Here is a 19,713-nt window from a genome sequence, read left to right as displayed (position 1 = left end):
ATTTACAGTGTAGTATGCCCCGCATCATATTCGCTGGAAAGTTCCTTCAGCGATTTGATTTTACCATGGGAATGCTGCTCTTGCTTGCGTGATTTCCACGCAGCTTCTCGTCTCCGCTTTTGCTGAGTCATTTGAAGTAGCCTCCTTATGGATTGCGATTTAATACTACAGGTTTAGCTTGCTAAAAGTTCCAGTATTTCATGCAGACGAACCGACATTTTGCTGCGTTAGCTCGCCCTGCCACAGCAGTTGCATCTCTTCACAGCTTTCGAGCAGCTCGGTCAAGCTCCCTTCTGCTTCAATCCGCCCGTCTTTGAGCACAATAATATGATCTGCTCTGCTGAGGGCAGCCCGTCTATGAGAAACCGCTATACAAGTAACATCCTGCTCCTCGAAGAGACCTTCCCAGACCTGCTGCTCTGTCTCTACATCCAGAGCGCTTGACAGGTCATCAAATAGGAGCAGATCCGCCCCAGTCATCAGCATTCTGGCTGTCGCCGCACGCTGGATTTGCCCGCCGGACAGCATGACTCCTCTTGGGCCTACAAAGGTATCCAGCCCATGTTCGAGATCATGAATGTCCTTCTCCATCACCGCCAGACGTATCGACTTGTCGAGATTTTCCTTCACATTTGTCTTCTTCCCCTGGACAATATTCTCCTGCAGCGTATCACTGAACAGTCTGGGTACTTGAGGCGTGTATGCCGCGTAAGGCGGCTTTAAGAAGGCTGCCGGATCAATCTCCTGCCCATTCCAGCAGATGCTTCCGCCCTGCTTAGGCAGCAGTCCCAGCAGAACGCGCATCAGGGTCGACTTTCCTGACCCGATCCGGCCGGTAATGACAAGAAACTGACCGCGCTTTAGTTGAAAACTGATCTCCTGTATCCCTTTATCTGTGTTCGGATATTGATATGTTAAGCCGCTAACCTCAAGTTCTCTGAGCTTCTGCTTAAGATCTCTCGGGAGCTCCTCGGGTTCCGGAGGGTCTTCATGCAGATAAATTTCTCTGAAATCCATGATCCGATCTTCTTCCCCAGGCCGGAACAGCGCCCGCATCCGGTCGAAGGAGACTTTTAACCGCTTATGTTGAAATATCATATAGCCAAACAAGGAGATACTGTACCCGATATTCACCAGATATGAAGTAAAGAGAGCAAAATCACCCACCGTGAAATGTCCTGCTCTCATCTCGGCGGCACACATCAACAGAATGAGTCCGGTGCAAATGCTGAGCACATGCTGGTTCAGCGATCGCATCCACTGCTTAAACAGGTTATCCTTCAGTGCCGCCAGACGCCGCTCCTCATTAAGCTTGACAAAGCGCGAGTGCACATGCTCTTCCGCCTGTCCCAGCTTCAATGCTTGGACAGCCCCGAAGGTTTCCGCAATAAAGCTCGTTATTCGTCCGGTGGCTTCCCGGTTTTTCTGTCCATAACGCCGTGCCCGATTGCCCGAAAAATTATTAAGCAATGTCACCACTACAAGCGGCAGGACGGCAACCAGTGTTATTTTCCAGTTAATACTTCCCATAATAGAGATAGATACGATGGCAAATACAAGACGTCCCCAGAAATCAGTCCAGGATTCCATCACCTCGATGACTTCGTCTATGTCATCACGGAACCTGCTCATCGCCTCGCCCGGCGAAGCGGGAAGATTGCGGCCAGGCCACCGCATAATCCCCGCCAGCATATTCGTGCGGAGAATGGCTTCAATATGATAGATGTAAGTAATCCAGGTGTAAAATGCTCCAAAAAAGACTCCAACTCTGGAGATTCGGATCAGGGCTATAAAGATTAGTGGCACTGCTAGCCACATGTAGTCATGGGAGCTTCCCGTAACCCGGTCGAAAAACCACTGCATGCCTATGCCAATGGCCAGCGGCAAAGAGTGGAAAATGCACCAAAGCAAGCCATTGATTAAATACAGAGATATTCTGAATTGAAAGATACGTTTAATAAAGCCGATTACCGTCATGCCAGTTCCTCCTCTCTGCCTGTAGTACGTAATCTGGCATAATGTGAATCCGGATCGGAAGCCAGCGCCTCTCGATCTCCAAACTCCACCATTTTTCCGTCGCTGAGCACCAGAATTTTATCAACCTGGTCAAGGGTTGCGAGCCTGTGCGCAATAATAATTCCTGTACACTGATTCATCAGCTGGTTAACGGCTGTCTGAAGCATCTGTTCTGTAGCTGCATCCAGCCTTGAAGAAGGTTCATCCAGAATAACCAAGCTTGGTTCAGTAAGAAATACGCGGGTGAGGGCGAAGAGCTGTGCTTCCCCTGCAGATAATGAGGCTCCTCCTGCAGCTAGGTAAGTATCCAATCCATGCGGCTGTGATTCAATCCACCCGAGCAGGCCTAATCTAGCTGTTGTCTCTCTTATAAAACCATCCGAGATTTCCGGATTGAACAAGGTTAGATTGTCCCTTAGTGTCCCGTCAAACAATTGGACATCCTGGGTCACCATCCCTACCCGCCGGTAAAGCGCAGGCAATGTGAGCTGAGTGATGTCTACCCCGCCAACGCGGATCTCCCCGCTTTGAATATTGTACAATCTTAAGAGTGCACGGCTAAGGCTGGATTTACCGCTGCCAGTCCGCCCGATGATGCCTAGACGTTCGCCAGGCTTAATGGCAAAGCTGATATCCTGTAGCACCGGTTTGTCCGGAGTATAGCTGAAATGAACATGATCAAATTCGAGACCAAGCGCCCCTGCGGGCAGCTGTTCCTGTTCACCATTAACAATTTCACTGCTTAAAGACAACAGTTCTCTGGAGCGAAGCATACCGGATTTTGCCTTTTGAAATTCCTGAACCTGATCACCCAGCATCTCAATCGGGTCGTTCAGCATCTGCGTGTACTGATAGATAAGATACAAGGTGCCCAGGCTGATAGTACCCGCCAAATAATAGCGAACACCAAGCAGCAGAACAGCCGTAACAGCAATGGCAAACAGAACCACCGTTGTATTCCAGGGAATCACTCTAAGCATCCATGCTCTTCTGCCTTTAAGGAACACTTGGCGCATCACACGATAGAATCGGTTCATCACATACGAGACATGCCCATTGGCCTGAACATCTTCTATGCCAGCAATGCGCTCTTCGATGAGCCCAAACAGGGACGCTCTAGCTTCCCGTTCTTTCTTAGAGGAAGTTACGCCAAGATTACGAATCAGCACCATAAATAAGATGGACAGAATTGTAAAGGCAGTCATCACCATGGCGATCGGAAAGTTCACGGTGAACATATATCCGAGGATCCCAGCTAACAGCACAAAGCTGCCGATGACCTGAACAATAAACATCGCAAAAAAGTTCGATATCCCCGTCACATCGCCATCCACACGCTCAATCATCTCTCCTGGGTTTTTTCTATTATGAAAACGCATATCGAGGCGCAAACAATGCTTCAGCAGGTCAGCCCGAAGTCGGTTGGTCGCCCGCCAGGAAACATCGTTACCCAAATAACTCACTGCAACGGTAAGCAATTGATTCACCACAGCAACAACCAAATATGTGCCGGCTATCTGAATCAGACTCATCACAACACCGCCGCTGGCTGCCGTATCAATAAATCGTTGAATCAGCTGCGGACTCAGCAGCTGAAGGCCTGTTGAAGACAACAGTAGAGCTAGAAGCAGCAGCAGCCGGCCCTTAACAGGCCTGAGATACTGAAGCAGCCAGCCCATAGACTTTTTTTCTTGTTTGGGCAAAATGCCCACCCCCACCCTATCCGATGATTTATATTTTTAGACATCTGAAACACCCATTCATTCCCAGTCTACACGATCGAAGAGATAGAGCACAGATAAAAAATAATTATAATAGCAAATTGCTTATTTCGTTGTTCCAGGTCTGACTGCAGTCAGGTATCTTCCTGATACTGGATTAAAGTGAATGTTATGTATATAATCACAAATGAAATGGAGGCGCTGTATTTAGATGGAGTCTATAGGAATCGGACTAAAACTATTTATGTTAATAATAGTTATTTCACTATTCTTTGCTTGGGTAGGTTTTCTTGTCAAAAAATATCTAAGTGATTTTTTTGATAAAATTATAGTGAAAATATATTCTTCAATTAAAAAAACTTTCAAAAAAAAGGACTGATCCTATTGTAGGAGTCCCCAACAGTAGCGTATCGGTAACATAAACCAGACAGCTGCAAGTCCTTGGAGGTATATTCAAAGCTCGCAATCACCGAAGCACAAAGCGAGTATAACGAGATTATCAACAAATTTACATGTATAACCCGTGCGTTTGCACTCGGTGACAGCAACGCTAGCTCCATCACGAAGATCACTCTTCCGCCATGATACGCTCGGGTACTTTTTCACCCTGGGGAGAGCTCAGGCGCGGCTTCAGCATACCACCAAATTTAAAAACCAATATCCCGCTAATCAGAACCAGAACGCCGGCGAGCTGCTTAAAGCTAAAGGGAACCTTCTCCAGACCCATCCAGCCAAGAGAATCCCACAGCAGGGCAAAAAAGAGCTGGGAGCTCATCACGATCGAGATGGTATAGGTTGGACCAAGCCGTTTCATACCGTTCACCATACAAACAACGACGCCAACACCGACAATGCCGCTGAACCAGAACCATGGCTGCATATGTTCCAAGTGGAAGAGGCTTTTCCCCTCAAATATTAGACCCAGAACAAACGAAGCCAGAAAGCCCAGCAGCAGCACTAATGTCGTTGTAGGCCAAGAGCCTACGCGTTCATTTACCCTGCTATTGAATATATTTTGCAAGCCGACCAAAGAACCGGCAAGTAATGCAAATAGTATACCGAATATCATGTTTTCCTATCTCCTTTGCTAAAACTTCAAAATTACAATTCCTATAATCATAAGCCCAATCCCAATGAACTGGGGCAGCTGCATCTTTTGCTTGATGACGCCAAACCATCCTTTGCTGTCGATTAGAAATGTAATACTTAGCTGCGCGATCAGCGCAGCGGACACCGTCAGGGTCACTCCAATTTGGTGGACGGCCGTCACGTTGCTTGAAATGATGATTGCCGCCAGAGCGCCGCTCCCCAAATATAGAGGCTTTACCTGCTTGAACCCCTGCCACTTGACTTTGCGTACAAACAGCAGAATGAGAAGTGCAGTTATAAAGCCCGTAAATTGGGTAATGGTTGCTGCCTGCCAAGTGCCAATGCTCTGGCTGATGCGGGAGTTCGCCACGCTTTGCAGTGTCACAAAGAATCCCGCCATAAATGCAAATATCAAACCTTTCATGAAGTTCTCCCCCTACATTTTCTAGTTAGTCTTATTAAAAGGGACCCGCAGCCTTATGAGAAGGACATATGTCCGCAAATACGAAGAGAGCCTGCATGACTGCAGGCTCCATTCGTCACTACTTACTTCACCTTCTTATACTCTGCTTGCTGCTGCTCGTAAATCTCATAGAAGTCCTCCCAAACTATGAGCTTTGTGGGAAATTTAAACCGCTTGAATGAGATGGTGTAAAATAAGAGTTGAACGCGAACCGCCCCCCTTCTCCTTGTTTACGCCCCTTTTTTGATAGCGATTTCAATAATGAATAGGATAATCATAGCATTGGACAATTATAGATGTTAATCCACCTTATGGAGTGAATACATGAAGCAGCCTCACCTGAGACTGCTTCATGTATTCCATAAGATCATGTTCCACAATAGGTGCGGTAAGGCCGATTGCCTGGTACTGGCAGCGAGCAGAATTCCTCCTGCTCTTCGCTGTAGGCAAACGGATTCGAAAGAACGGTAAGGAGCTTATCCAGCTTGCTGAAATCCCCTTGAATCGTCGCCCCCTCAAGTGCTTCTTCGACCCTGTGGTTACGCGCAATGACTGCAGGATTGCTGCGCTGCATTAGCGCGCGGGAATCCTCTTCCGATTCAGCCTGTCTGCCGAGCCGATCCTTCCATCGCTTGTCCCATGCAGCAAATTCAGAAGAATCGAACAGATCAGAATCGCTCAATTGGTTTAAGGTTAATAAACGGAATGTGTTCGTATAATCCGCTTTGTACTTTTTCATCATCCCCAGAAGCTTTCCCATCAAGCTTTCGTCTTCGTCCTCTGTGTTAAATATTCCTAATTTGGACCTCATTCCAGCCATATACTGGTGATGATAAATTTCCCCATAACCTTCTAACTGCTGTTCCGCAAGTCGAACAGCTTCTTCCGGGTCCTCATGCAGCAGGGGCAGTAGGCTTTCTGCGAATCTGGCCAGATTCCAGGCAGCGATATTTGGCTGATTTCCGAAGGCGTATCTCCCTTGCGTATCAATGGAGCTGAAAACGGTATTCGGATCATAAGTATCCATAAATGCACAGGGACCGTAATCAATGGTCTCTCCGCTAATGGTCATATTATCCGTATTCATCACGCCATGGATAAAGCCCACAAGCTGCCACTTGGCAATCAAGCTTGCCTGGCGCTGAATAACTGCTTGCAGCAGCTGTACATATCGCTCCGCATTCTCCTTAAATTCAGGATAGTGTCTTGCTATTGCATAATCCGCAAGACTCCGAAGCTCTTCTATATTTCCTCTGCTTGCAGCATATTGGAAGGTGCCCACCCGCAAGTGGCTTGCAGCCACACGTGTTAAGATCGCTCCTGGAAGCATCGTCTCCCGGACAATAGATTCTCCTGTGGTTACTACGGCAAGGCTGCGGGTCGTAGGAATGCCCAAGGCGTGCATAGCTTCGCTGATGATATACTCGCGCAGCATGGGGCCGAGTGCCGCCCTCCCATCTCCCCCTCGGGAATAAGGGGTTCTTCCTGAGCCCTTAAGCTGAATGTCTAGACGTTCTCCGTCTGGAGTGATGTGCTCACCAAGCAGCATCGCCCGGCCGTCACCGAGCATCGTGAAATAGCCGAATTGATGTCCGGCGTATGCTTGAGCCAGCGGTACGCCTCCTTTGGGAATTTGGTTGCCCGCGAAAACTTCCACCGCAGCTTGTCCTTTCAGCTCTGATTTATCTAATCCCAGTGCTTCAGCCAAATTCTCATTTAATCTGACCAGCTTTGGTGAACGGACAGGTTTGGGTTCAACGATGGAATAAAATGATTCAGGCAAGTGAACATAAGTATTATTGAAATTCCATTTCATCCGGTATGCCGAGTCTCCCTTCTTACTACACTGATCCATCTATCAACTGAATTGCCTAGGGCCCTGACTTCGTTCCAATCTTAGCTCTTAAGATTTGCTAATAACACTTAATTATACCCTTTTTATGGCGAGATGGCTCCCGATATACCTAAAAACCCACCACCCTTAGAGGCTGGCGGGTTGAAAAATACTCCAAGACAAGGGAGGAGCCCGAACTATCTCCATTCTTATTTATTCACATAAGCGATATCCTGCAGGATACTGACCATCTGTAAGCATAGACGATATGTATAAGACACAGCAGATACAGCGGGAACAGTATGCCATGAATCACTATGCGCTAAATCCTAATGAGTAAGAATAGGAATTAGTTGATTTTGTAAAAATCCGGTCTAGCTTTTTCTTGCGGCAGCAACACTTTCATCTCTTCCATGTCAAATGCTCCAACAGAAAACGTATGCCATTCATTGGCTTGTGGAGAACCAAACGTCATTTCTATAGTCCTATCAGTTGTATCAAATATCATAGAGCGTAGCGTACCAAAAAATTCTCTATAATAATGACAACAAAGCCCATTTGGATACGATGTTGAAAGCAGTTCCTTTATATTTTTTTTTGAAATTTGTTTATTTCTCTCAAACAGACTAACAATCCTGTCATTGCGGATTACAGAGTTTTCAATGAGCACTTTTTCATAAGGCTTTATATCATCCAATAGCACATGATTTGTGGAACTAAGGTATGCTTCATCATGGTTTTCGTCCAAAATTTTGTAAGCCTTATGACCATCAACACATTGAAGTAATGCTATTTTATTATGCCTATCAGCCAACATCAAATTAATGTTATAACCAATGGGTGCATCCATGGTCCATTTAATTGCTTCATCTACATTTTTGCAGTTTTCAAGTATGCTGCGAACAACTATCCAAAAACTGAATCCTGTGACTCCTGCTCTTTGGCCACCCTCAAAATTGCCGACAGGTAAACCATTAGACGCCTTACACACCGCAAGACCGTGTTCATTCATTCCATCACATCTACCGAATAAATTTAAGGTAGAGCCAATATAGCGATATTTCCCCTTAATCTCAGTAAAAGCAAAGCACATTTCTTCCATTTTATCATTGAAGTCATAATTTCTTGCCATTAAAGTATGCCCGCTTTCGGTTTTTTTCGGTAATGCCGCCATTAAGCTACACCCTCGTTCCAAATAGGTCATTGCATAAAAAAGCATCTGTTCTTTGGAAACACCAATCGTATCTGAAAAACCTTCGATTTCCTCATTGATACCTTGACAATAACAATCCAATAAAGAGGAAATTTCAATAAATTTGTCATGTGGATAGGCATTGGGGGGAAGTAATACTTTCTGTAATAAATCAGGCTTGGATAAAATCCATTTTCCTAATTGCGTCCCTACTTCATAACTTGTCCCTACTAAATTTTTAAAATAAACCCTGCTTTCTTCCATTTATGCCACCGTTCCTTTCACAAATATTATAAATCTAGTTAGATCCTTGAACTTGATGTTTTTTGCTGTTTACTAAACTTCAGCCCTAAGATTCACTAACAGCACTTAATTATGCCCTTTTATGGCGCGGTGGCTCCCGCTATACAGAAGAACCCGCTCTCCTTTAGAAGGAGGCGGGTTCGGACAAGCATGGCTATCTCCATCCTTTTTTATTCAAATAAGCAGTAAATATAAAAGTGCCAAAAGGCAGAAAACCAACCAAAAAACCCACAATCCAGCGGAATGTTGACCATCTGTTAGCATAGGCGATATATATAAGACACAGCAGATACAACGGGAACAGTATGCCATGAATCATCCCGACAATCTTAACAGCATCTGGATGATCTGACCAGAATCAGAAAAGAGAGCCCTTCCAGCCAGCCGGAAAGCTTAAACCTACCTACCATCGAAAATCCAAATTTTGATTTTAGCCTCAAATTACAAGTTTTGATATGGCCTGTAACGATCTTTAAACCTATGTATTTAAAGATTAGGGTTTACTTATCTATATAATTATTATATAATGGCGTTTATTATCCATTTAAAATTTTTAATATCTTGCATGACTCGGAGGAGCCTGTCACCAAGGGAGTGCTGTGCGCAATTGCACAGTGCTGCCTTGGTGGCAGGCTTTTTTGCATCCTTTTGCAAATCCTCAGCACACTATTCATAAAATTGGAGGGCGATCTTTGGTGTTAATTCTTGAATTAGCCATTATTTTACTTGCATCCAAGCTGGCAGGAGATCTAAGTGTACGATTGAAGCAGCCCGCTGTTCTGGGAAAACTGTTAATCGGAATCGTCTTAGGCCCAGCCGTTATGGGCTTTATTACCGGTACGGACATTCTTGAAGAAATCAGCCAAATCGGTGTAATTATGCTGATGTTTATTGCCGGTCTGGAAACCGATATGGATGAGTTCAAAAGAACGGGGAAAGCTTCGTCTTATGTGGGAATCGCAGGAATCCTTGCTCCCTTTGGGTTAGGCTATCTTGCAGGAATCATTTTAAATATGCCTATGTTTGAATCCATCTTTCTAGGTCTGCTGCTGTCTGCAACCAGTGTAAGTATCTCGGTACAGGCGCTTAAGGAAATGGGTAAACTCAAAACCCGCGAAGGAACCACAATCCTCGGGGCAGCTGTGATCGACGATGTGCTGGTGATCATCATTCTAGCCTTCGTCATGAGCCTGACTGGCGGCGATGTACATCTGGGAATGGTGCTGATCAAAAAAGTTGCCTTCTTCGTGATCGCGATTCTGCTGGCATGGAAAGTTGTGCCTTGGGTACTCCGAAAGTTTGCCCCACTCCGTGTTTCGGAGACTGTCATTTCAGCAGCCTTAATCATCTGCTTCTTCTTTGCCTATTTAGCAGAATATACAGGGGTGGCCGCTATAATTGGAGCTTATATAGCTGGGGTTGCCATAAGCCTCACCCATTATAGACACGAGGTCACCGAGAAGGTTGAAACGATTGGTTATGCGGTGTTCGTTCCCGTCTTTTTCACCACCATCGGTGTCAAGGTCGATTTTGCCGGCATATCAACCCAAGTTTGGCTTATCCTTGGCCTTAGTATCTTAGCGATTGCTACCAAACTACTCGGATCAGCACTCGGAGCCAAGGCTGCCGGATTCGGATGGCGGAGCGCACTCGGCATCGGCGCTGCCAGGTCTCTCGCGGAGAAGTCGCGCTGATTATCGCGGCGATTGGTCAAGAGGCGAACCTGCTTCAGGAGGAGATGTTCGCGGTCATCGTCATTGTAGTCTTGATCACAACGATTGTTACACCGCCGATGATGAAACTCTTTTTTGGTCAAGAGACGAAAAAAACAAAGCCTTTAAGACGTAAATTGCACAGGTAGTAGAACAGCAAAAAGGCAGTTCGCATCATTTAGCACTGATTGCGAACTGCCTTTACTATTTACTGAAGCCATTTCTCTTCGGTATCCTGTTTTTCTCTATTTGTTAATTCATTAAATAGGGTCTTCGATTGGTCTTCATTCTTCCCGCCTATGCTGCTGCTGGCCGAACTCTCCATACTTGAAGGATTCAAATAAAGCTCCAGCATGTTTCTCAGCTGTTTTAAGGTGACAGGCTTGGCTTCCTCAGTTAATTCATAGCCCAGCTGCCCATTGGATTCAATAGTTGCGGTCTTTACATCTTCAATTTTCTGGATGCCTGCTTGCCTCAGCTTCATCTCCAGCTGATCTACCGTCAGCCTAAGCCGCTTAAGGGTCTGGGTCTGCAGCTGCCCGTTCTGAATAACAACAAGTGCCCTGCTGCGCATGAACTGCTCGAACCCATTCCACTTAAGCTGCACAGCTTCAATAATGAGGAGAAGGACAACAAAGGTGCTGGCGGCGATTAAAGCCATCCAGATGCTTCGGTCCGCGATGGGTTGCACGATCACGGTTCCAATAGACACCATGATTACCGTTGTGGGAATGGTCATTTGTGAAATGGATTTTCTGCCGGCGAGCCTAAGAAGCAGCATACCTGCAATTATCACGACCAGGGATTTCCACACCTCATTCCAAACATCCTGCCAGCTCAACTGTTCTCACATCCTACGTTGTTTAGTCGTATTATGTGATTTTGCTGCGTCATTATTCACCCTACGAATCTTGAGCTCTGGGACCAAGCTCTAAATCGATATATAAGTACTCAGTCAAAAGATAGGAGAGTGTAGACTCTGCTCCCCGATTGAGATTAGGTCCTGTTAGCGTCAGTCCGTCACAGCAGCTGCCATCTTCAGCATCTGCCAACGCCCTACGACAGTCGTTCTCACCGTAGAACCAATCTCGACACCTACCAATGAGCTGGGCATCTTCTTCACGCTTCTCAAGCCGATAGGCTTCGCGGGCAGCGAGCGCAAGCTTGAAGACCTCTAACGGTTGCTGGTCCCACTGGCTCATATGCTCAGCTGTTGCCCACCTCTCGTTACCGATAGGCCGAATCCAGCCTTCAGGTGCCGTCATCTTTGAAGCCAGAAAATCCATAGACTCCCGGGCAACTCGAAAGGCTTCTGCATTTCCAGTGACTTGATAAGCATTGAACAGGGCCCACGGCAGTAAGCCGTTGCCATAGGTTAACTTCTCCTCGAACCAGCACCAGTCAGGAGAAGACGCTTGGCCGTACCAATTGAGCAGCTGCTGCTCAAATCGGCTCACCCATTCTATTGCTTTAAGCTTCGACAGAAGAGAATTCCGATCCAACCAGACCGAAGAGAACTCTTCATGGGTAAGAAGAAATGCATAAGCCGACAACGCATAGGCAATCCCTCTTGGAAATCTGAGCTGATCTGTCTGATTTGCGGCCTTTAAGAGAATCTGTTCAGCAGCTAACCTGCTTCCTTCACTCGGCAGCAAGACTAGTGCATTTGCTGCAGCCCAGCAAGTCCGGCCGAAGCAATCGTCAGAAGCGATCTCAGTTTCCGGTGAGCGGTCATAGGCGATATTGTTATGAAAAGATCCGTCCTCCCTCTGAACCCATAACAAAAAAGCTAGGTAATTCTCTGCCAGCCTTAGCCACTGTCCCCCGTCCTTGCCAGCGATCTTATGAATAACGGAGCAGGCCCATAATCCCCTGGCATTGTCGTCTGTAGTATAGCCTTCATTTCTCCTCGGAATCGATCCGAGTGCATGTTCCAGAAGTCCCGTATCATCGGTTAGCCTCATTAGATGTCTTGGGCTGATATGATAGGAGTACACAGCTTCACCCTCCTTTAGTTCGCCCTTAGAACTTCACGGTGAGTGTTGGTCAAGTCACTAAACAGCTTAAGATGAAGTTCTCCTACCTTAGACCAATGCATCGGGGAGCCGATTTGCATCATTTTACGTTCAAGCTGCTCAAGCTTGTTGCTGTTAGCAAGGATATCCGCCATTTGCCGAGACCACAACATCTTATCCTCATATGGAATCAGCAATTCCGGAAGAGTCTCAAGCAGATCCTTGGCATAGGCGTACGGCGTGCTCAGGACCGGCCGTCCCAAGCCTACGGCATAGGCCAGCGTCCCACTTGTAATCTGCTGCATGCCCGGATAGGGAGTTACATACAGATCGCACGCCGAGAGCAATCCGACTAGCTCATCCTCTTCCACATAACGATCAATCATAGTTACATGATTGTCCAACTTGAGCTCGTGAATCATCCTCATCAGCTCTTCACGATACGCTTCACCCTCCCGCTTACGAACCTCGGGATGGGTTTGACCGACAATAGCATATAAGACCTCTGGAACCTGCTCCACAACTCGCGGCAGCGCCTGAAGCACCGTCTCCAACCCTTTACCGCGGCTTAACAAGCCAAAGGACATGACCACCTTCCGCTCTTCCCAGCCCATCTTGCTGCGGGTAAGTTCCCTTTTGCCCTTCGAAGGCTCTGGAGTTCCGTGAGGAACAATGTAAATCTTCTCTTGGGGAACATGAAGTGACCGATGCAGATAACCTGCAGCAAGGCGATTCATCACCAGGATCATGTCGCTCTGTTCTGCAATCCGCTGCTGGATCCGGCGGTAAGGCTCTTCAGGATTCTCGAATACAGTGTGAAAAGTAACCGCCAGCGGCTTATTGAGATGTTCCACAAAATCGATAATATATTCCCCTGCTTCTCCGCCAAAAATGCCAAACTCATGCTGCAGGGAAACAACAGACACTTCACTTCGATTTAATCGTTGCGCCAGCTTCTTGTATGCACTTTGATCCTCTTTGTCCAATTCATGAATCAAGGATGCCGGATCCTGCTGCACGCTGCTTGATGGCTTGATCGCATAAACCGTGTCATGGCCCTTCCAGCTCTTTGCTGCACATATACTTTGGCGAAGGTGATGAGTGTAGGTAGCTATACCGCATTTCTGCGGAATATAGGTGCCAATATATGCAATGTTCATCCTACAACAGCCTCCTCTTTCATTCGCTGAGCAAAAGCTTCATATAGAATATGACGTGACTCAATCAGCGAATCATAACCACAGACACACTGGTTAAGCTTTGCATTGTCTTTTACGCTAGAACGATTCCAGAGGATGGTCTCGGCAAGCTGAGCCCCTCGAGCGATATGACAGTGTTCTCCAAGAATGGTATAGGGACCAATTACGGCATGGTCTTCGATCCGCACATGATCCCCGATCAGGACGGGGGCTATCAACCGAACAGCCTGCCCGATGTGGCAGCCTTTCCCCATCCGAATTCCCGGTTCGGTCTCTGTGCCCGGCAATCTAAGATCCAGCTTCCGGTCTAACAGGTCTCTATGCACTTGACGATAACGCTCACGGGTCCCCATATCCATCCAATAGCCCTTCATTGTATATCCGTAGACTCCAATACCTTGATGAATCAGTAAAGGAAAAGTCTCACGCTCGATGGACACCTCACGTCCTTCCGGTATGTAGCGGAGCGCTGCTTTGTTCATAATATAAATTCCCGCATTAATCCGATTAGAGACAGCTTCACCGCGCTTAGGCTTCTCGATGAAGCGACGAACCTGGCCGCTGTCGGTGCAGTCCACCACTCCAAAGGCGCTTGGATCATCAACCTCAGTCAGCCCTATAGTCACCTGGGCACCTCGCGAATAGTGATAATCAAGCATGGGGTGGATTTCCATGGTCTGAATAATATCTGCGTTAAACACCAGAAAAGTTTCCCCGAGATGCGCCTCAGCATTTTTGATTGCCCCAGCAGTTCCCAGCGCATCCTGCTCTACTACATACTCTATAGAAACTCCATATTTACTCCCATTTCCCAAATGCCTGCGAATCAGCTCCGGGTAATGCTTCAGCGCCAGAACGAATTCACGAATGCCTTGGTCTCGAAGCTGTAAAATCAAGTGCTCCAACCAAGGTACATTCCCTACCAGCGCCATCGGTTTGGGTAGTTGTTCGGTTAATGGCCGTAATCGAGTTCCAAGTCCTCCAGCTAGCAAAAGTGCTTTCATAGATCTTCCCCTCCGTATTAGTTAATCAAAAAAAGCCGTCACATGGTGAACTTTCTTCGGGTCATGTCACCATGAGCGTCAAAAATTCAGATGTCTACGACTTTAGGATAAGATTTCCTATGAAAACAGCTTTACTAACGTTTCCTAAACAGAGACTGCGGCTGACAGGACAGATGAGTCAGCCATTTGCAAGTAATGCATCTACGATGCATGGTACCAACCCCCTTTCACCGGCTCTGTTATTAGCACTCACTTCAGTAGGCTGCTATTAATATTAATAGCTTTTTTTTCTTCGATCAAGAACAAGGAAATTATTAAAAAAACAAAATAAGCGCTAGAATAGCGCTTATTCATAATTTTTCTCTTATTTTCTCAATTTTTCTTGCTCATATCTGATAAATGGGTCAGGGATAACAATTAGCTGAGCTTCCGCATCGCTAACTCCCGCATAAAGCTCTGCCGTACCATCCGGTTTCCGGATAATGCCTCCGCTAAACACAACATCCTCCAGGTCGGCCCGCTTAGCAGGGCCAGGTTCAAAGTCTGATCGAACCGCAATCAGCTCAATATCAGAATAATGGCCAGTAACCGGATCAAGCGCAAAGACCATAGGGTAGTAATGTCTATGCCCTCTCGAATCAAAATGGGCAATATGACCTAACACTCCTATCCAGCCGTTAGAGAGAAGATGTGCTTCGTTGACTCCTCCCCATTCTTCCGCCGCAAATTGTCCTTCCAGTAATGGGGCTTCTGCAATCTGCTCAAGGGTTAGTTTGTCCAAAGAAGAGACGCGGAAGAATCCGATTTTGCCTAGCCCTCCTTTGGCGCCTTGTGGCCGGGTAAAGATGCCGATCTCCCCGTCGCTCAGTTTGACAAGCCGAATATCCTTCATTCCATCGGGTCCTTCAAAAAATGGTTTCAAATCTCTTAGGCTTACTCCTTTGTAGAAAACAGTCCGCCATTGCAATCCTTCGAAGCTGCCAGGGGCTTTAAAGGTCTGAACCCCACCGATCAGGATCTGGTCGCCAATCTGGGTCATAAAGGGATCCTGCAGCTGAAAAGTCGGCAGCTCAGGGATCGGCGTCCAAGATCCTTGCTCCTTCGAGAAAAATATAATCTCGGATTGTTCACTGTCCCTGGACTCCACCCTTCCGGCCAGCACCCAGTGTCCTTCAACTTGAAAAGGCGCAGTAATATTATATACATCCTTATCACCGACTCCAGAGAACAGAAGCTTCTCCCGCCGCAGGATCTCAACCTTCTTCACATGAAACTCTTTTAGGAGCACGTCACATGTCTTTACGGCACGGCTATTCATGCTCACAGTATATCTACCCCTTTCTCTGCTCTGATTCTTAATCTCCGATATTATTATTTTCAAAACAAGGTTAAAAATCAAGCCTTAGGTTCATTGGTTTCGATGCTCATTCAAAAAGTCCAAGTGAGCAAAGGGGGATTACAATACAAAAAAAGAGTACTACTGAAAATTTATATCAGCAGTACTCTTTATATTTGCTTGGCGGCGTCCTACTCTCCCAGGACCCTGCGGTCCAAGTACCATCGGCGCTGGAGGGCTTAACGGTCGTGTTCGGGATGGGTACGTGTGGAACCCCTCCGCTATCGCCACCAAACAGGTTTTTTCCGGTCGCTATCACTCCCTGAAATTCATCAAGGAAAATAACCCACCTTCAAAAACAGCCTGCGAGTAAATATCAAATCATGATATCAACCCACAATTGTTCAGATGTTTGATCACCTGAAAACTGGATACGAAACGAAATTGTGATTTAGATCTTCTCAGGGTCCCCGCAAAGTATTCGGAATCAGCCTCGAAGCCTCTTCTTCACTTTGTGGGGTCATTTTAGGATAAGCCCTCGACCGATTAGTACTGGTCAGCTCCATGCATTGCTGCACTTCCACCCCCAGCCTATCTACCTCGTCGTCTTCAAGGGGTCTTACTAACTCGGGAAATCTCATCTTGAGGGGGGCTTCACGCTTAGATGCTTTCAGCGCTTATCCCTTCCGCACTTAGCTACCCAGCTGTGCTCCTGGCGGAACAACTGGTGCACCAGCGGTGCGTCCATCCCGGTCCTCTCGTACTAAGGACAGCTCCTCTCAAATTTCCTACGCCCACGACAGATAGGGACCGAACTGTCTCACGACGTTCTGAACCCAGCTCGCGTACCGCTTTAATGGGCGAACAGCCCAACCCTTGGGACCTACTTCAGCCCCAGGATGCGATGAGCCGACATCGAGGTGCCAAACCTCCCCGTCGATGTGGACTCTTGGGGGAGATAAGCCTGTTATCCCCAGGGTAGCTTTTATCCGTTGAGCGATGGCCCTTCCATGCGGTACCACCGGATCACTAAGCCCGACTTTCGTCCCTGCTCGACTTGTCAGTCTCGCAGTCAAGCTCCCTTTTGCCTTTGCACTCTTCGAATGATTTCCAACCATTCTGAGGGAACCTTGGGGCGCCTCCGTTACTCTTTAGGAGGCGACCGCCCCAGTCAAACTGCCCACCTGACACTGTCCCCGCACCGGATTACGGTACCAGGTTAGAACTCCGATACGATCAGGGTGGTATCCCAACGGCGCCTCTACCGAAGCTGGCGCTCCGGCTTCCTAGGCTCCCACCTATCCTGTACAAATCGTATCAAAGTCCAATATCAAGCTGCAGTAAAGCTCCATGGGGTCTTTCCGTCTTGTCGCGGGTAACCTGCATCTTCACAGGTATTAAAATTTCACCGGATCTCTCGTTGAGACAGCGCCCAAGTCGTTACGCCATTCGTGCGGGTCAGAATTTACCTGACAAGGAATTTCGCTACCTTAGGACCGTTATAGTTACGGCCGCCGTTTACTGGGGCTTCGGTTCACAGCTTCGGATTACTCCTAACCGCTCTCCTTAACCTTCCAGCACCGGGCAGGCGTCAGCCCGTATACTTCGCCTTGCGGCTTCGCACAGACCTGTGTTTTTGCTAAACAGTCGCTTGGGCCTTTTCACTGCGGCCCCCTCGGGCTATTCACCCTACCGAGGCACCCCTTCTCCCGAAGTTACGGGGTCATTTTGCCGAGTTCCTTAACGAGAGTTCTTCCGCGCGCCTTAGAATTCTCTTCTCGCCTACCTGTGTCGGTTTACGGTACGGGCACCTTCACCTGGCTAGAGGCTTTTCTTGGCAGTGTGAGATCATGACCTTCGCTACTGTAATTTTCACTCCCCATCACAGCCCAGCCTTAAAGTGTGCGGATTTGCCTACACACCAGCCTCACTGCTTGGACGGACATCCATCAGTCCGCGTCACTACCCTGCTGCGTCACCCCATCGCTCATAACGGTTTACGGTGGTACAGGAATTTCCACCTGTTGTCCTTCGACTACGCCTTTCGGCCTCGCCTTAGGTCCCGACTTACCCTGAGCGGACGAACCTTCCTCAGGAACCCTTAGGCTTTCGGCGGATCAGATTCTCACTGATCTTTTCGTTACTCATACCGGCATTCTCACTTGTATGCTGTCCAGCGCTCCTTACGGTACACCTTCAACCTACATACAACGCTCCCCTACCCCTGATACATTCATATCAAGCCATAGCTTCGGTGGTGTGTTTAGCCCCGTTACATTTTCGGCGCAGAGTCACTCGACCAGTGAGCTATTACGCACTCTTTAAATGGTGGCTGCTTCTAAGCCAACATCCTGGTTGTCTGTGCAACTCCACATCCTTTCCCACTTAACACACACTTGGGGACCTTAGCTGATGGTCTGGGCTGTTTCCCTTTTGACAATGGATCTTAGCACTCACTGTCTGACTCCCGGATATGAGTCCATGGCATTCGGAGTTTGACTGAGCTTGGTAACCCTTGGCGGGCCCCGCACCCAATCAGTGCTCTACCTCCACGACTCTTTTCTTCCGAGGCTAGCCCTAAAGCTATTTCGGGGAGAACCAGCTATCTCCGAGTTCGATTGGAATTTCTCCGCTACCCCCACCTCATCCCCGAACTTTTCAACGTTCGTGGGTTCGGGCCTCCAGTGCGTGTTACCGCACCTTCACCCTGGACAGGGGTAGATCACACGGTTTCGGGTCTACGCCCACGTACTCAACTCGCCCTATTCAGACTCGCTTTCGCTGCGGCTTCGGCTCTTCACCTTAACCTTGCACGGGAACGTAACTCGCCGGTTCATTCTACAAAAGGCACGCCATCATCCATATAGAGGACTCTGACTTCTTGTAAGCACACGGTTTCAGGTTCTGTTTCACTCCCCTTCCGGGGTGCTTTTCACCTTTCCCTCACGGTACTGCTTCGCTATCGGTCGCTAGGGAGTATTTAGCCTTACCAGATGGTCCTGGCGGATTCATACGGGGTTTCACGTGCCCCGCACTACTCGGGATCCGTCTCGGAGGGAACACATTTTCACCTACAGGGCTTTTACCTTCTCTGGCGGGCCTTTCCAGACCTCTTCAACTAACCTGTTCCTTTGTAACTCCATGTGAGACGTCCCACAACCCCAGAGAGCAAGCTCTCTGGTTTAGGCTGTTCCGCGTTCGCTCGCCGCTACTGACGGAATCACTCTTGTTTTCTCTTCCTCAGGGTACTTAGATGTTTCAGTTCCCCTGGTCTGCCTCTTCACACCCTATGTATTCAGGTATGAGTGACTGGCTATTACACCAGCCGGGTTTCCCCATTCGGACATCCCCGGATCAAAGCTTGCTTACAGCTCCCCGAGGCCGTATCGTTGTTCGCCACGTCCTTCTTCGGCTCCTAGCGCCTAGGCATCCTCCGTGTGCTCTTAATAGCTTAACCTAATCGCTCGGATTTTGGGCTGACACGCTCTGTTGTTCCTTGGTTTCTCGATTGAAATGAATCAAGGTTGAAACCCACTCACAAAGGATCGATCGTCTCCAAAATACCTCGCTCTGTAGCTATCACTTCACTTGTTCTCTTCGATCACAAGTTTCAGCTAAAGAGATGTTTCTAAAACGCAATTTCGTTTCGTTATCCAGTTTTCAAGGATCAAGGACGAAATTTGGGGACAATCACCTTGAGGTGCTGTTCAAAATTTCTGTCAACCTGCCAGCTTTATCAGCCGGAAGATCATCTTATCACATCCATACTCACTTAACTACAAGCAAGTTTTGGAAGCGACAGTCCTGAGAGTTTGAGCTCTCAAAACTG

At 47.6% G+C, this 19,713-nt stretch carries 13 protein-coding genes, 2 rRNA genes and 1 pseudogene; 1 reads left to right on the top strand and 15 read right to left on the bottom strand.

The window, feature by feature from the left end; all coding sequences use genetic code 11:
* Nucleotides 1–2 precede the first annotated feature (2 nt).
* The 8 genes from DCC85_RS23370 to DCC85_RS23710 all read right to left on the bottom strand — a co-directional run bounded on the left by DCC85_RS23370 (nucleotide 3) and on the right by DCC85_RS23710 (nucleotide 8,937).
* Nucleotides 3–131 carry a DUF6254 family protein gene (locus tag DCC85_RS23370; protein WP_234414418.1) on the bottom strand — a complete coding sequence of 43 codons (129 nt, stop codon included), beginning with the start codon at nucleotides 129–131 and terminating at the stop codon, nucleotides 3–5.
* 67 nt (nucleotides 132–198) lie between these two features.
* Nucleotides 199–1,977 (bottom strand): ABC transporter ATP-binding protein, encoded by a 1,779-nt coding sequence (locus DCC85_RS10435; RefSeq protein WP_108465532.1) that lies wholly within the window; start codon nucleotides 1,975–1,977, stop codon nucleotides 199–201.
* Complete coding sequence (locus DCC85_RS10430; protein WP_234414462.1) at nucleotides 1,974–3,728, bottom strand: ABC transporter ATP-binding protein; 1,755 nt, start codon at nucleotides 3,726–3,728, stop codon at nucleotides 1,974–1,976. Before DCC85_RS10430 ends, DCC85_RS10435 begins: the two co-directional genes overlap by 4 nt.
* Before the next feature lie 577 nt (nucleotides 3,729–4,305).
* The gene (locus tag DCC85_RS10420) at nucleotides 4,306–4,806 is read right to left on the bottom strand and encodes a DMT family transporter (protein WP_108465530.1); all 501 of its coding nucleotides are present in this window, start codon (nucleotides 4,804–4,806) and stop codon (nucleotides 4,306–4,308) included.
* Nucleotides 4,807–4,824: 18 nt separating this feature from the next.
* A complete protein-coding gene (locus DCC85_RS10415; protein WP_108465529.1) occupies nucleotides 4,825–5,250 on the bottom strand; it encodes a DMT family transporter in 426 nt (141 codons plus the stop codon).
* 406 nt (nucleotides 5,251–5,656) lie between these two features.
* A complete protein-coding gene (locus DCC85_RS10410) occupies nucleotides 5,657–7,105 on the bottom strand; it encodes a protein adenylyltransferase SelO (protein ID WP_108465528.1) in 1,449 nt (482 codons plus the stop codon).
* Nucleotides 7,106–7,472: 367 nt separating this feature from the next.
* Entirely contained in the window at nucleotides 7,473–8,579 is a 1,107-nt protein-coding gene (locus DCC85_RS10405; protein ID WP_108465527.1) for a C45 family autoproteolytic acyltransferase/hydrolase, read from the bottom strand.
* Between the two features lie 193 nt (nucleotides 8,580–8,772).
* On the bottom strand, nucleotides 8,773–8,937 hold the full coding sequence (locus DCC85_RS23710) for a DUF3817 domain-containing protein (RefSeq protein ID WP_108465526.1): 165 nt from the start codon (nucleotides 8,935–8,937) through the stop codon (nucleotides 8,773–8,775).
* A 376-nt stretch (nucleotides 8,938–9,313) separates the two neighbouring features.
* Between DCC85_RS23710 and DCC85_RS10395 the strand changes: the two are divergent.
* Nucleotides 9,314–10,479, top strand: a pseudogene (locus DCC85_RS10395) (cation:proton antiporter).
* 59 nt (nucleotides 10,480–10,538) lie between these two features.
* On the opposite strand, the gene DCC85_RS10390 reads toward DCC85_RS10395, so the two are convergent.
* The 7 genes from DCC85_RS10390 to DCC85_RS10360 all read right to left on the bottom strand — a co-directional run bounded on the left by DCC85_RS10390 (nucleotide 10,539) and on the right by DCC85_RS10360 (nucleotide 19,341).
* Entirely contained in the window at nucleotides 10,539–11,171 is a 633-nt protein-coding gene (locus DCC85_RS10390; RefSeq protein ID WP_234414417.1) for a DUF421 domain-containing protein, read from the bottom strand.
* A gap of 61 nt (nucleotides 11,172–11,232) precedes the next feature.
* Nucleotides 11,233–12,327 carry a glycosyl transferase gene (locus DCC85_RS10385; RefSeq protein ID WP_234414416.1) on the bottom strand — a complete coding sequence of 365 codons (1,095 nt, stop codon included), beginning with the start codon at nucleotides 12,325–12,327 and terminating at the stop codon, nucleotides 11,233–11,235.
* 14 nt (nucleotides 12,328–12,341) lie between these two features.
* Nucleotides 12,342–13,505, bottom strand: a complete 1,164-nt coding sequence (locus tag DCC85_RS10380) for a glycosyltransferase (protein ID WP_108465525.1) — start codon at nucleotides 13,503–13,505, stop codon at nucleotides 12,342–12,344.
* Nucleotides 13,502–14,548, bottom strand: a complete 1,047-nt coding sequence (locus DCC85_RS10375) for a nucleotidyltransferase family protein (RefSeq protein ID WP_108465524.1) — start codon at nucleotides 14,546–14,548, stop codon at nucleotides 13,502–13,504. The genes DCC85_RS10380 and DCC85_RS10375 overlap by 4 nt, the downstream gene beginning before the upstream one ends.
* Nucleotides 14,549–14,912: 364 nt before the next feature.
* On the bottom strand, nucleotides 14,913–15,866 hold the full coding sequence (locus tag DCC85_RS10370) for an MTP-1 family protein (RefSeq protein ID WP_108467806.1): 954 nt from the start codon (nucleotides 15,864–15,866) through the stop codon (nucleotides 14,913–14,915).
* A gap of 196 nt (nucleotides 15,867–16,062) precedes the next feature.
* A 5S ribosomal RNA gene (gene rrf / locus DCC85_RS10365) occupies nucleotides 16,063–16,179 on the bottom strand.
* Nucleotides 16,180–16,410: 231 nt separating this feature from the next.
* Nucleotides 16,411–19,341, bottom strand: a 23S ribosomal RNA gene (locus tag DCC85_RS10360).
* Between the last annotated feature and the right edge of the window lie 372 nt (nucleotides 19,342–19,713).

The sequence above is a fragment of the Paenibacillus sp. CAA11 genome (assembly GCF_003060825.1).
In the GTDB taxonomy this organism is placed as follows: Bacteria; Bacillota; Bacilli; order Paenibacillales; family Paenibacillaceae; genus Fontibacillus.
The sequence above is the reverse complement of the archived record's forward strand: the minus strand, read 5'-3'. Positions and strand labels throughout refer to the sequence as shown.

Bases quoted from the DNA above. Each gene is read 5' to 3' on its own strand.
- DCC85_RS23370 (WP_234414418.1), bottom strand. From the start codon at position 131: ATGACTCAGCAAAAGCGGAGACGAGAAGCTGCGTGGAAATCACGCAAG.
- DCC85_RS10435 (WP_108465532.1), bottom strand. From the start codon at position 1,977: ATGACGGTAATCGGCTTTATTAAACGTATCTTTCAATTCAGAATATCT.
- DCC85_RS10420 (WP_108465530.1), bottom strand. From the start codon at position 4,806: ATGATATTCGGTATACTATTTGCATTACTTGCCGGTTCTTTGGTCGGC.
- DCC85_RS10415 (WP_108465529.1), bottom strand. From the start codon at position 5,250: ATGAAAGGTTTGATATTTGCATTTATGGCGGGATTCTTTGTGACACTG.
- DCC85_RS10410 (WP_108465528.1), bottom strand. From the start codon at position 7,105: ATGAAATGGAATTTCAATAATACTTATGTTCACTTGCCTGAATCATTT.
- DCC85_RS10405 (WP_108465527.1), bottom strand. From the start codon at position 8,579: ATGGAAGAAAGCAGGGTTTATTTTAAAAATTTAGTAGGGACAAGTTAT.
- DCC85_RS23710 (WP_108465526.1), bottom strand. From the start codon at position 8,937: ATGATTCATGGCATACTGTTCCCGTTGTATCTGCTGTGTCTTATATAT.
- DCC85_RS10380 (WP_108465525.1), bottom strand. From the start codon at position 13,505: ATGAACATTGCATATATTGGCACCTATATTCCGCAGAAATGCGGTATA.
- DCC85_RS10375 (WP_108465524.1), bottom strand. From the start codon at position 14,548: ATGAAAGCACTTTTGCTAGCTGGAGGACTTGGAACTCGATTACGGCCA.
- DCC85_RS10370 (WP_108467806.1), bottom strand. From the start codon at position 15,866: ATGAATAGCCGTGCCGTAAAGACATGTGACGTGCTCCTAAAAGAGTTT.